This is a genomic window from Kitasatospora sp. NPDC004669, assembly GCF_040609455.1.
GTDB lineage: Bacteria > Actinomycetota > Actinomycetes > Streptomycetales > Streptomycetaceae > Kitasatospora.
In genome coordinates, this window is sequence record NZ_JBEXKB010000016.1 from 132,551 (window position 1) to 145,497 (window position 12,947).

General features: G+C 71.4%; 9 protein-coding genes and 1 pseudogene. 4 read left to right on the forward strand and 6 right to left on the reverse strand.

Going from position 1 to position 12,947, the window contains the following annotated elements:
- Positions 1–140 precede the first annotated feature (140 nt).
- Both dxs and ABZW30_RS16490 read left to right on the forward strand, forming a co-directional pair.
- Positions 141–2,045, forward strand: a complete 1,905-nt coding sequence (dxs, locus tag ABZW30_RS16485; RefSeq protein ID WP_355671789.1) for a 1-deoxy-D-xylulose-5-phosphate synthase — start codon at positions 141–143, stop codon at positions 2,043–2,045.
- A 164-nt stretch (positions 2,046–2,209) separates the two neighbouring features.
- Positions 2,210–3,736: a glycosyltransferase family 39 protein gene (locus tag ABZW30_RS16490; RefSeq protein WP_355671790.1), complete on the forward strand. Its 1,527-nt coding sequence runs from the start codon at positions 2,210–2,212 to the stop codon at positions 3,734–3,736.
- 114 nt (positions 3,737–3,850) lie between these two features.
- On the opposite strand, the gene ABZW30_RS16495 is transcribed toward ABZW30_RS16490, so the two are convergent.
- From ABZW30_RS16495 to ABZW30_RS16515, 5 genes are all read right to left on the reverse strand, one after another.
- Positions 3,851–5,998: a 3-hydroxyacyl-CoA dehydrogenase NAD-binding domain-containing protein gene (locus tag ABZW30_RS16495; protein WP_355671791.1), complete on the reverse strand. Its 2,148-nt coding sequence runs from the start codon at positions 5,996–5,998 to the stop codon at positions 3,851–3,853.
- A gap of 2 nt (positions 5,999–6,000) precedes the next feature.
- Positions 6,001–7,218: an acetyl-CoA C-acyltransferase gene (locus tag ABZW30_RS16500; protein WP_355671792.1), complete on the reverse strand. Its 1,218-nt coding sequence runs from the start codon at positions 7,216–7,218 to the stop codon at positions 6,001–6,003.
- Between the two features lie 245 nt (positions 7,219–7,463).
- Entirely contained in the window at positions 7,464–8,708 is a 1,245-nt protein-coding gene (locus ABZW30_RS16505; protein ID WP_355671793.1) for a ribonuclease D, read from the reverse strand.
- A gap of 252 nt (positions 8,709–8,960) precedes the next feature.
- Positions 8,961–9,686, reverse strand: coding sequence for a response regulator transcription factor (locus ABZW30_RS16510; protein WP_355671794.1), 726 nt, complete (start codon positions 9,684–9,686; stop codon positions 8,961–8,963).
- A gap of 320 nt (positions 9,687–10,006) precedes the next feature.
- Positions 10,007–10,669 carry a DUF3000 domain-containing protein gene (locus tag ABZW30_RS16515; RefSeq protein ID WP_355671795.1) on the reverse strand — a complete coding sequence of 221 codons (663 nt, stop codon included), beginning with the start codon at positions 10,667–10,669 and terminating at the stop codon, positions 10,007–10,009.
- A 236-nt stretch (positions 10,670–10,905) separates the two neighbouring features.
- Between ABZW30_RS16515 and hemE the strand changes: the two genes are divergently transcribed.
- A complete protein-coding gene (gene hemE, locus ABZW30_RS16520; RefSeq protein WP_355671815.1) occupies positions 10,906–11,919 on the forward strand; it encodes a uroporphyrinogen decarboxylase in 1,014 nt (337 codons plus the stop codon).
- A 170-nt stretch (positions 11,920–12,089) separates the two neighbouring features.
- On the opposite strand, the pseudogene ABZW30_RS16525 reads toward hemE, so the two are convergent.
- Positions 12,090–12,275 (reverse strand): annotated as a pseudogene (locus ABZW30_RS16525) (DUF523 domain-containing protein); the annotation flags it as partial.
- A gap of 50 nt (positions 12,276–12,325) precedes the next feature.
- On the opposite strand from ABZW30_RS16525, the gene ABZW30_RS16530 reads away from it, so the two are divergent.
- Complete coding sequence (locus ABZW30_RS16530) at positions 12,326–12,916, forward strand: Uma2 family endonuclease (protein WP_355671796.1); 591 nt, start codon at positions 12,326–12,328, stop codon at positions 12,914–12,916.
- Positions 12,917–12,947 lie beyond the last annotated feature (31 nt).

The window sequence follows — 12,947 nt, forward strand, 5'->3', positions numbered from 1 at the left end:
GGCGTGCCGCTCGGTGCCCGGCAGGCGGACATTAGACTCGACCGGTCGGCACCGACCGCGACCGCCGGTTTGCCGCCGGACCGGGCAGCGACGCCCGTCGGACCGTCCGCGGTCCGTGAACACTGAACGAGGAGGAACGGGTGGCCCTGCTGACCCGCATTCGGGGACCGCGCGATCTCGACCGGCTCACGCCCGGACAGCTGGCCGCACTGGCCCAGGAGATCCGGACCTTCCTGGTGACCGAGGTCTCCAAGACGGGCGGCCACCTCGGCCCCAACCTCGGCGTGGTGGAGCTCACCATCGCGCTGCACCGGGTCTTCGACTCGCCGCGCGACCGCATCCTCTTCGACACCGGCCACCAGAGCTACGTCCACAAGCTGCTCACCGGCCGCCAGGACTTCTCCCGGCTGAAGATGAGCGGCGGCCTGTCCGGCTACCCCTCGCGCGCCGAGTCCGAGCACGACGTGATCGAGAACTCGCACGCCTCCACCGTGCTGTCGTACGCCGACGGCCTGGCCAAGGCCAACCAGCTGCTGGGCAAGAACGACCCGGTCGTCGCGGTGATCGGTGACGGCGCGCTGACCGGTGGCATGGCCTGGGAGGCGATCAACAACATCGCCGACGCCAAGGACCTGCCGGTGGTCATCGTCGTCAACGACAACGAGCGCTCCTACTCGCCGACCATCGGCGGCCTGGCCAACCACCTCGCCACCCTGCGCACCACCCAGGGCTACGAGCGCTTCCTGTCCTGGGGCAAGGACGCGCTGCAGCGCACCCCGGTGGTCGGCCAGCAGCTGTTCGAGACGCTGCACGGGGCCAAGAAGGGCCTCAAGGACTTCATCGCCCCGCAGGGCATGTTCGAGGACCTCGGCCTCAAGTACATCGGCCCGATCGACGGCCACGACCTGACCGCCCTGGAGTCCGCGCTGACCAAGGCGCGCGGCTTCGGCGGCCCGGTGATCGTGCACTGCCTGACCGAGAAGGGCCGCGGCTACCACGCCGCCGAGAACAACGACGAGGACCGCTTCCACGCCGTCGGGGTGATCCACCCGGACACCGGCCTGCCGGTCAAGAGCTCGGGCAAGGACTGGACCTCCGTCTTCGGCGAGGAGATGGTCGCGCTCGGCCGCGAGCGCGAGGACATCGTCGCCATCACCGCGGCCATGCTCCACCCGGTCGGCCTGGCCCCGTTCGCCAAGGCCTTCCCGGACCGCATCTTCGACGTCGGCATCGCCGAGCAGCACGCCGTCACCAGTGCCGCAGGCCTGGCCACCAACGGGCTACACCCGGTGTTCGCGGTCTACGCGACCTTCCTCAACCGGGCCTTCGACCAGGTCCTGATGGACGTCGCCCTGCACAAGCTGGGCGTCACCTTCGTGCTGGACCGGGCCGGTGTCACCGGGACGGACGGCGCCTCGCACAACGGCATGTGGGACATGTCGATCCTCCAGGTCATCCCGGGCCTGCGGCTGGCCGCCCCGCGCGACGCCGACCAGGTGCGCGCCCAGCTGCGCGAGGCCGTCGAGGTCAAGGACGCCCCGACCGTGGTCCGCTACTCCAAGGGCACGGTCGGGCCGGCCGTCGCGGCGGTCGGCAGGGTCGGCGGCATGGACGTGCTGCGCGCCGCCGAGGAGCCCTCCGGCGCCCACCGCGCCGACGTGCTGATCGTCTCGGTCGGCGCGATGGCCCCCACCAGCCTGGAGGTCGCCGACCTGCTGGCCGCCCAGGGCATCACCGCCACCGTGGTGGACCCGCGCTGGGTCAAGCCGGTCGACCCGGCCCTGCCGGGCCTGGCCGCCGAGCACCGGGTGGTCGTCACGATCGAGGACAACGGCCGTACCGGCGGCGTCGGCGCGGCCGTCGCGCAGGCGCTGCGGGACGCGGACGTGGACCTGCCGGTGCGCGACTTCGGTATCCCGCAGGAGTTCCTGGACCACGCCAGCCGGAACGAGATCCTGGCCGAAATCGGCCTGAACGCCCCCGACATCGCCCGTAAGGTGACCGCCCTGGTCGCCAAGCTGGACGCGGCACCGGTCCAGGCCTGAGAGAGGCCGGTGCGGCGCCCGACAGTACGTGGGGGCCGTAGCCCGTTTCGCCGCCGACGGTTTGTCGTAACCCCGTAACAGTTCGCCACGGAACAAGCTGACAATCGCACTGAAAGGCGGGACCGGCGCCACCCGCGCCGATCCCGCCCGGTAGGTTGTCAACCGTGCCGACCCCCACCCGCCTCCGCCCCGCCGGACTGGCCGAGCGCCTGCCCGAGCGCGCCCGTACCCACCTTCGTCAGGGGTACTGGACCAGGCTGGTGCCGGTGCTCGCGCTGGTCGCGCTGTTCACCCACATCCCCTCCTTCGCCCGGCCCGTCTGGAGCCCGGACGAGGGCTTCCTGGCCACCCAGGCCCGGATGCTGGCGGACGGCGGGGTGCTGTACGACACCGTGGTGGACCGCAAGCCGCCGCTGCTCCCCTGGCTCTACCAGGCCTGCTTCGCCGTCTTCGGTTCCGCCTCGCTGTGGCCGCTGCGCACCCTCGCGGTGGCGGCCCACCTGGTCACCGCGATCCTGCTGGCCTCGATCGCCCGCGGTCGCTGGGGCAACCGCGCCGGGGCCGGGGCCGGACTGCTCTACCTGCTGGTCTCCATCGGGCTCTCCCCGGAGGACACCCAGGCGGCGACCTTCGAGGTCTTCATGCTGCCCGCCATGGTGGCCGCCTTCCGGTACGCCGAACGGCGCCGCTGGCTGGCGGCGGGCATCGCGGTCGCGCTCTGCTCACTGACCAAGCAGACCGGCGGGGCCGTGCTGCTGCCGGTGCTCTGGATGCTGCTGCAGGACGCCCGCCGACGAGGGGTGCGCTGGCCGCCCGCGCTGTTCAAGATCGGCTTCGGCTTCGCGCTGCCGATAGCGCTGGTCGCGGTCATCCTGACCAAGCCCAAGGGCTTCCTCTTCTGGGTGGTCACCGGCAGCGGCGACTACGCCACCTTCGGCGGCGCCTGGCTGCAGATGCTCGGCCGGGCCTTCGGCAATCTGGGCATCCTCGCCGCGGCGGGCCTCGGCTTCCTGTACCCGGTCGGCCGCCGGCTCTGGTTCAAGCACCGCCACCGCCCGCTGCCGGTGGCCGGCGAGGAGCACGGCTCGACCACCGACCTGTGGGTCTGGCTGTTCTCCTCGGCCATCGCGGTCAGCGTGGGCTTCCACTTCTTCGGCCACTACTACCTGCAGCTGATCCCCCCGCTGGTGCTGCTGGGCACCGGCGCGGTCGCCACCTCGGCGATCCGCTGGAAGCCCGTCCTGGTGTACACCACGGTCGCCGCCACGGTCTTCTGGGGCCTGGCGCTGGCCTGGCCGGGGGAGCAGATGAACCGCAACACCGAGGTCGCCACCGCGGTCGCCGCCCAGACCACCCCCAAGGACACCGTGCTGGTCTGGGGCATGCACCCCGAGCTGTACTGGCTGGCCGACCGCAAGCCCGCCACCCGCTACCTGACCGCGGGCTTCCTCACCAACTACAGCGGCGGCAAGGACGGCAGCCAGAACGTGGGCGAGCAGTTCAGCGTCAACAACGCCTGGCAGACCTTCGACAAGGAACTGGCCAACGGCCTGCCCGAGGTCTTCGTGGACGACTCCGGCATCGCCCCGTACCAGCCGGTGATGATCCCCCGGATCGAGAACCTGCTGGACACCCACTACGAGATGATCGGCGTCATCGGCGACACCGTGGTGTACCGCCTCAAGCACTGAGCACCCACGCTCAGGCCCCGAGCACACCCCCGGACACCGAGCACACCCCCGAACACCGAGCACAGACGGAAGGAGCCCCCGGCGACCAGGTCGCCGGGGGCTCCTTCCGTAGCGCTACGCGGGCACCGAGGCCACGCCGGGGGCGAGGAACTTCTTGCCGATCACGCGCTCCGAGACGCCCTCACGGTCCAGGTACGGGGTGATCCCGCCCAGGTGGAAGGGCCAGCCGGCGCCGGTGATCATGCAGAGGTCGATGTCCTGCGCCTCGGCGACGACACCCTCCTCCAGCATCAGACCGATCTCCTGGGCCACGGCCTCCAGGGCGCGGTTCAGGACCTGCTCCTCGGTGAGCACCGAGTCGCCGAAGGACAGCAGCTCCAGCACCTCGGGGTCGAGGACCTGCTTGCCGTCGACCCAGGTGTAGAAGCCGCGCTTGCCGGCCTTGACCACCTTGCCGAGGTTCTCGGAGACGGTGAACCGCTCCGGGAAGGCGCCGTGCAGGGTCTCCGAGACGTGCAGGGCGATGGCCGGGCCGACCAGCTCCAGCAGCACGATCGGGGACATCGGCAGGCCGAGCGGCTCGACGGCCTTCTCGACGCTGGCGATCGGGGTGCCCTCGTCGATGATGCTCTGGATCTCGCCCATGAAGCGGGTCAGGATCCGGTTCACCACGAACGCCGGGGCGTCCTTGACCAGGACCGAGGTCTTCTTCAGCTTCTTCGACACGGCGAAGGCGGTGGCCAGCGACGCGTCGTCGGTCTGCTCGCCGCGGACGATCTCCAGCAGCGGGAGGATCGCGACCGGGTTGAAGAAGTGGAAGCCGACGACCCGCTCGGGGTGCTTCAGCTTCGAGGCCATCTCGGTGACCGACAGCGAGGAGGTGTTGGTCGCCAGCACACAGGTCGGCGAGACCACGTTCTCCAGGTCCGCGAAGACGGTCTGCTTGACGCCCATCTCCTCGAACACGGCCTCGATGACGAAGTCCGCGTCGCCGAAGGCGGCGGCCTTGTCGAGCGAGCCGGAGACCAGGCCCTTGAGGCGGTTGGCCTTGTCCTGGCCGATCCGGCCCTTGCCGAGCAGCTTGTCGATCTCGGCGTGGACGTAGCCGACGCCCTTGTCGACGCGCTCCTGGTCGATGTCGGTGAGGACCACCGGCACCTCCAGACGGCGGGCGAACAGCAGCGCCAGCTGCGAGGCCATCAGACCGGCGCCGACGACGCCGACCTTGGAGACCGGGCGGGCCAGCGACTTGTCCGGCGCGCCGACCGGGCGCTTGGCCCGACGCTGCACCAGGTTGAAGGCGTAGATGCCGCTGCGCAGCTCGCCGCTCATGATGAGGTCGGCCAGGGCCGCGTCCTCGGCGTCGAAGCCGGCCTGCAGGCTGGCCTTGTCGGCGAAGTCGGCGTCCTTGACGGCGGCGATGATGTCCAGCGCCTTGTAGGCGGCCGGGGCGGCGCCGTGCACCTTGCCGTCGGCGACCAGACGGCCCCAGGCGACCGCGTCGTCCCAGGCCTTGCCGCGGTCGATCGCCTCGCGCTCGACGACGACGTCGCCCTTGAGGACCTTGGCGGCCCACAGCAGCGACTGCTCCAGGAAGTCGGCCGGCTCGAAGATCGCGTCGGCGATCCCCAGCTCGAACACGTCCTTGCCCTTGAGCTGCTTGTTCTGGTTCATCGAGTTCTCGATGATGACCTTGACGGCCTTACCGGCACCGATCAGGTTCGGCAGGATGGTGCAGCCGCCCCAGCCGGGGACGAGGCCGAGGAAGACCTCGGGCAGCGAGAAGGCCGGGACGCCCGCCGACACCGTGCGGTAGTCGCAGTGCAGGCCGACCTCGACGCCGCCGCCCATGGCCGCGCCGTTGTAGAACGCGAAGGTCGGGACGGGCAGCGCGGCGATCCGCTTGAAGACCTCGTGGCCGCCCTTGCCGATGGCCAGCGCGTCCGCGTGCTGCTTGAGCAGCTCGACGCCCTTGAGGTCGGCGCCGACCGCGAAGATGAACGGCTTGCCGGTGATCGCGGCGCCGACGATCTTGCCCTCGGCGGCCTCGGCCTCGACCTGGTCCAGCGCCTCGGACAGCTTCAGCAGCGAGCCCGGGCCGAAGGTGGTCGGCTTGGTGTGGTCGAAGCCGTTGTCCAGGGTGATCAGGGCCAGCTTGCCGGCCTGCAGCGGCAGGTCCAGGTGGCGGACGTGGGCGGTCGTGACGACCTCGCCCGGGAACAGCTCGGCGCCGTGCTGGAGCAGCTCAGTGGTGCTCGTCATGGTCACTTACCACCCTCGAAGTGCGGGTTCTCCCAGATGATGGTGCCGCCCATGCCGAAGCCGATGCACATCGTGGTGAGGCCGTAGCGGACGTCCGGGCGCTGCTCGAAGCGGCGGGCCAGCTGGTTCATCAGGCGCACGCCCGAGGAGGCCAGCGGGTGGCCGAAGGCGATCGCGCCGCCGAACGGGTTGACCCGCTCGTCGTCGTCCGCGATGCCGTAGTGGTCCAGGAAGGACAGCACCTGGACGGCGAAGGCCTCGTTGACCTCGAAGGCCTGGATGTCGTCGATGGTCAGACCGGCCTTGGCCAGCGCCTTCTCGGTGGCCGGCACCGGGCCGATGCCCATGACCTCGGGCTCGACGCCCGCGAAGGCGTACGAGACCAGGCGCATCTTGACCGGGAGGCCGAGCTCCTCGGCGACGTCCTCGGCGGCCAGCAGCGAGGCGGTGGCACCGTCGTTCAGACCGGCCGAGTTGCCCGCGGTGATGTTGCCGTGCGGGCGGAACGGGGTCTTGAGGTTCGCCAGGCTCTCCATCGTGGTGCCCGGGCGCATCGGCTCGTCCACGGTGGCCAGGCCCCAGCCGGTCTCGCCGACCTCGGGGTTGGTGTTGCGGATCGAGATCGGCACCAGGTCGGGCTGGATGTCGCCGTTGGCGTACGCCTTGGCGGCCTTCTCCTGCGAGCGCACGGCGTAGGCGTCGCAGCGCTCCTTGGTCAGGTGCGGGAACCGGTCGTGCAGGTTCTCCGCGGTCATGCCCATGAACAGGGCGGACTCGTCGACCAGCTTCTCGGAGACGAAGCGCGGGTTCGGGTCGACGCCCTCGCCCATCGGGTGGCGGCCCATGTGCTCGACGCCGCCGGCCACGACCACGTCGTACGCGCCGAAGGCGATGCCGCCGGCGGTGGTGGTCACGGCGGTCAGCGCGCCGGCGCACATGCGGTCGATCGCGTAGCCGGGGACGGACTTCGGCAGGCCCGACAGCAGGGCGGCGGTGCGCCCGATCGTCAGACCCTGGTCGCCGATCTGCGTGGTGGCCGCGATGGCGACCTCGTCGATGCGCTCGACGGGCAGGTTCGGGTTACGGCGCACGAGTTCCCGGATGCACTTGACGACGAGGTCGTCGGCGCGGGTCTCGTGGTAGATGCCCTTCGGGCCGGCCTTGCCGAACGGGGTGCGGACGCCATCGACGAAGACGACGTCCCTCGCGGTACGAGGCACGGGGGCTCTCCTCCCAGGGACCAACATTTCGAGGTGGGCAGGCTGCCGCCGGTGAAGACCCGAGCGGCGCCGCATCACGGCCATGCTACCGGTCGGTAACCAACCTGCCCAGGCCCCTCGGAGGGTTCGGACCATGTGTCCCGCGACACGTCCGACCAGGAAGGCTTCCCGGAGACGCCGAAGGGGATGCCGTCCGTACGGACGGCATCCCCTTTTCGGAGCCCTGTCTTCGAAGTACCGCCGGGTCAGCTCTGGGCCGCGGCGGCGGCGACGAACGCGGCGGCCACCGGCGGCGCCACCAGGTCGACCTGCCACTGCCGGGCGCCGAGCCGACGCAGCGCGGCGGCCACGCCGTCGGCGTTCAGCTCGCCCGGCGGCTCCCAGGACACCCGGCGCACCAGGTCCGGCGTGATCAGGTTCTCGGCCGGCAGGTGGTGACGCTCGGCCAGCTCGCTGACCGCGGCGCGGGCGCCGGACAGCCGGGCGGCGGCCACCGGGTCCTTCTCGGCCCAGGCCCGCGGCGGCGGCGGTCCGTCGTGCGGCGCGGCGGCCGGCGGCAGCTGGTTCTCCGGGATCTCCCGGCCGCGCTGCACCGCCGCCAGCCACTGGTCCAGCTGGCGCCGGTGCAGCCGCGGCCCGAAGCCCTGCACGGCCTGCAGCGCGGCGATGTTCAGGGGCATGGCCAGCGCGGCGTTGACGATCGCGGCGTCCGAGAGCACCCGGCCGGGGGAGACGTCGCGCTCCTGCGCCATCCGGTCGCGGGTCAGCCACAGCTCGCGCACCACGGCCAGCTGGCGGCGCCGACGGACCTTGTGCAGCTGCGAGGTGCGCCGCCAGGGGTCGGTGCGCGGCGCCGGGCGGGGCGCGGCGGCGATCGCGGCGAACTCCTCCAGGGCCCAGTCGAGCTTGCCCTGGGCGTCCAGCTCCTGTTCGAGTGCGTCGCGCAGCTCGACCAGCACCTCGACGTCCAGAGCCGCGTAGCGCAGCCAGGGCTCGGGCAGCGGGCGGGTGGACCAGTCGACCGCGGAGTGCTCCTTGGCCAGGCTCAGCCCGAGCACGTTCTCGGTCATCGGCCCGAGGCCGACCCGGGCGAAGCCGGCGATCCGCCCGGCCAGCTCGGTGTCGAACAGGAGCTGCGGTCTCATCCCCACCTCGGCCAGGCAGGGCAGGTCCTGGGTCGCGGCGTGCACCACCCACTCGGCGTCCGCGATGGCGGTGCCCAGCCCGCTGAGGTCGGGGCAGGCGATCGGGTCGATCAGGGCGGAGCCGGAGCCCGCGCGGCGCAGCTGGATGAGGTACGCGCGTTGCCCGTAGCGGTAGCCGGAGGCCCGCTCGGCGTCGACGGCGACCGGTCCGGTGCCCGCGGCGAAGGCGGCGACCGTGGCGGCCAGCGCCCGCTCGTCCGCCACGACGGGCGGGATCCCCTCCTTCGGTTCGAGGAGCGGGACCGGGGCTGCTTCTTCTGGGATGGCTGCTACGGCGTCGGTCACCCACCAAGGGTACGACGGTCCCCGGAACTGGGAGTGTTGTCGGACTGGTCAGACCCTTGCCGGCGGAGGCGGCGGGTCCCTCCGCGCACGGCCGCGGCGCCCCTTCCCACGCCCGGGGTTCCCCTCACGCATCCCTGCGGCAGCTCCTGTTACGCCTGCGGCGTCCCTCTTCTCACGTCTGCGGCGGCTCAGGAGGAAACGTTCCTCCTGAGCCGCCGCAGTGGTTCGACAAGTGGTTCGGCCCCGATCGGCTCAGTGAATGATGCCGGTGCGCAGCGCGACCGCGACCATCCCGGCGCGGTCACCGGTGCCGAGCTTGCGGGCGATCCGGGCCAGGTGGCTCTTCACGGTGAGCGCGGACAGGCCCATCGCCACGCCGATCGCCTTGTTCGACTGGCCCTCGGCGACCAGCCGCAGCACCTCGACCTCGCGGCCGGACAGCTCGCGGTAGGCGGCCTGCTGCGGGCCCGGGGCACCGGGGGCACCGGGGGCACCGGGAGCGCCCGGTGCCCCGGCGGCACCCGGCATGCCCGGCATCCCGGGGCGGCGCATCCGTCCGGCCAGCCCTGCGGCGCCGAGCGGCAGGCCCGGGCGGCCGGACATCGCGACATTGGTGCGGGTGCCGGTGACCACGTAGCCCTTGACGCCGCCGGCCAGGGCGGAGCGGACGGCGCCGATGTCGTCGGCGGCGGACAGGGCCAGACCGTTGGGCCAGCCCGCGGCGCGGGTCTCGGCGAGGATGGTCAGCCCGGAGCCGTCGGGCAGGTGCACGTCGGCGACGCAGATGTCGCGCGGAGTGGAGACCCGGGGGCGGGCCTCGGCGATTGAGGACACCTCGATCACGTCGCGGACGCCGAGCGCCCATAGGTGGCGGGTGACGGTGTTTCGGACGCGGGGATCGGCGATGACCACCATGGCGGTGGGCTTGGTCGGGCGGTAGGCGACCATGTTTGCGGGGTGCTCAAGAAGGACCGACACCAGGCCTCCTGCGGGGAGTGGCGGACGGAACCCCGATGGGGGCGGTCGGAGTGTTCCGCGTTTGGAAAGGGTCACAGTCTGCTTCGGCAGCTACCGCGTGCGGCTTTAGCGAAAGATCACGATCTAGTGAGTAGCAATACGGACAAATCGTGCATATGACTGATGCAACATGCTTCGAATTCGTACAAAATCGATCAGAAGCGTCGCCGATCGGTCGATTCTGGCCGGTTAATTGACGCAGAGTGGGATTGAAGTCACACTCCGTCAGTCCTGGGGGTGGCGTCGGGGCGGGAGGTGCCGCCCGGCCCGGACGCCACTCGTCAGTGCGACCGCGGGCGTCGCCGGGAAGGCATCGGGACCACCCCGCCGAGTGACGTGACCTCGGCCGCCGGCTGCGGGTCCGGGGTGGCCGGCGGCAGCCCGGCGCTGATGCAGAGCAGGTCCCCCCAGGCCGCCAGGTGCCGCTCGAACCGGCCGTCGGCCGGCGTCCAGGAGGCGCGGATCTCGATCTCGGTCGAGGACGGGCGGTCCGCCAGGCCGCCGAAGTACTGCGAGGCGCAGCGGGTCACCGTGCCGGACGGCTCCGTGTACCCGGCGCCGTGCGCCTGCAGCGCGTCCATCAGCCAGGCCCAGCCGACCTCGGAGAGCATCGGGTCGCCGGCCATCTCCGGCTCCAGCTCGGCCCGGGTCATGGTGACCACCCGGAACTCCCCGTTCCAGGCCTCCTGCCCGGCCGGGTCGTACAGCAGCACCAGCCGGCCGTCGGCCAGCTCCTCGCCGTCCACCTCCACGGTGGCGGTCAGCGCGACCGCGTGCGGGGCGAGCCGGCGCGGGGCCGGCGCGGGGGAGAGCTGGATCTCGGGCCGAAGCCGCGCCCCGTTCAGGGCCTCCACGGCGGCCCGGAACTCACTCGGCGCCCCCTCCCGACCCGTTCCGCCACCTGCTCCGCCACCCTGCGCGGGGTGCCCGCCGACCGCTGCCATGACCCGAAGACTAGGTCGAAAACCCGGGTTATCGCCGCAACTTCCGTCCGCGCGGCGTGCCGGAACGGCAAACCCGGCCAGATCTTGGAGGAAGCGACGAGGCCGCCCGGGGAGTGCGGACCGAGGCGCATGCGAAGATTTGACCCGTGAGCGAGACTACGGCAGACACGACGGCGGCCACCCTCGACGGCCGACCCACCCCCGCGCGCCGCGGCGCCGCGCACGACTCCGCGTTCCTGCGCGCCTGCCGGCACGAGCCGGTGCCGCACACCCCGGTGTGGTTCATGCGCCAGGCGGGCCGCTCGCTGCCCGAGTACCTGAAGGTTCGCGAGGGCATCCCCATGCTGGAGTCCTGCATGCGGCCCGAACTGGTCAAGGAGATCACCCTCCAGCCGGTGCGCCGGCACAAGGTGGACGCGGCGATCTTCTTCAGCGACATCGTGGTGCCGCTCAAGGCCGTCGGCATCGACGTGGACATCAAGCCCGGCATCGGTCCGGTCATCGCCGATCCGATCCGCACCTTCGAGGACCTCAAGCGGCTGCGCCCGCTGGAGCCCGACGACGTCCCGTACATCACCGAGGCCGTCGGCCTGTTGGTGGACGAGCTCGGCGAGACCCCGCTGATCGGCTTCGCCGGTGCGCCGTACACCCTGGCCAGCTACCTGGTCGAGGGCGGGCCCTCGAAGAACCACGAGAACACCAAGGCCATGATGTACGGGCAGCCCGAGCTGTGGGCAGCCCTGGTGGACCGGCTCGCGGAGATCACCTCGGCCTTCCTGAAGGTGCAGATCGAGGCGGGCGCCTCGGCGATCCAGCTGTTCGACTCCTGGGTCGGCTCGCTCGCGCCGGACGACTACCGCCGCTCGGTCATGCCGGCCAGCACCAAGGTCTTCGACTCCGTCGCCCACTACGGGGTGCCGCGGATCCACTTCGGCGTCGGCACCGGCGAGCTGCTCGGGCTGATGGGCCAGGCCGGCGCGGACATCGTCGGCGTCGACTGGCGGGTGCCGCTGAACGTCGCCGCCGAGCGGGTCGGCCCCGGCAAGGGCCTGCAGGGCAACCTCGACCCGGCGGTGCTGTTCGCGCCGACCAAGGTCGTGGAGACCAAGGCCCGTGAGGTGCTGCACGCCGCCCAGGCGCTCGGCACCAGCGGCCACATCTTCAACCTCGGCCACGGCGTGCTGCCGTCCATGGACCCGGACGCGCTCTCCCGCCTGGTCGCCTTCGTGCACGAGGCCAGTGCGCGCTGACGCACTGACGCACTGACGCGTCGGCGTACCGACGTACGGCGGTGGCGGGCCCTTCGACTGCGGCGGGCCCGCCACCCGCCCGGGAGATCGCGACCCCGTCACAGCGCGGCGCCGGGACGGACGCGATCCATCCCGCCGTGACCTCGATCCCCGCCCGGCGCGGCGGTGCCGAGCGCCGCCCGGGCACCGGCGACGAACTCCTCGGTGCAGTCCGCCCCGGTCGCGTCCACGACCCGCGCCCGCCCGTCCCCACCCAAGACCTCCGCCGTCGGCCGAGGCGTCGGCAACCCACCCGCCCCCTCCGGACAGACCACGACCGCCCGCCCCACAGGTGCACCATGGCCCCTCCTTACCACACGCTCTGAGCGGCGGGTCGCAGTGCCTCGGAACTCGCTATCTTGGGGGCATGAGCGAGCTGCCGGACTGGATGTACGCGCCCAGAGACGAGGGCTGGTTTGCCGACGACCTCGACCACTTGCCGCAGGCGCCGCGGCACACCGAACTGATCGACGGAGCCCTGGTCTTCATGATGTCTCCCCAGCGCTGGTGGCACGGCGACGTCGTTACGGACCTCGTGTACACGCTGCGTCGCCAGGTGCCGAAGGGGCACCGGGTCGGCAGGGAGATGTCGATCAAGCTCGACAAGCGGAACCGCCCCGAGCCGGACGTGCTCGTAGTCCGAGCCGAGTTCGAGCCTGATCGCACCCAGTTCGCTCCCGATGAGGTGGCCCTCGTCGTCGAGGTCGTCTCCCCGGAGTCCGCGCACCGCGACCGAACGGTCAAGTTCCGCAAGTACGCGGAGGCAGGTATCCCGCACTACTGGATCGTCGAGGAGGAGGTCGGTCTGCCGGTTGTGCACGTCTTCGAGCTGGAGCCCGTGACCTCCTCCTACGTCTCGGCCGGGATCTTCCGAGGAAAGCTCGTACGTCCGGTGCCCTTCCCGATCGAGATCGACCTGGACGGGCTGGTGCCCAACAGCGGGCGTGCAGCGGATTGAGGCGCTGACGTAAAGACCTGCGAGACTGCGA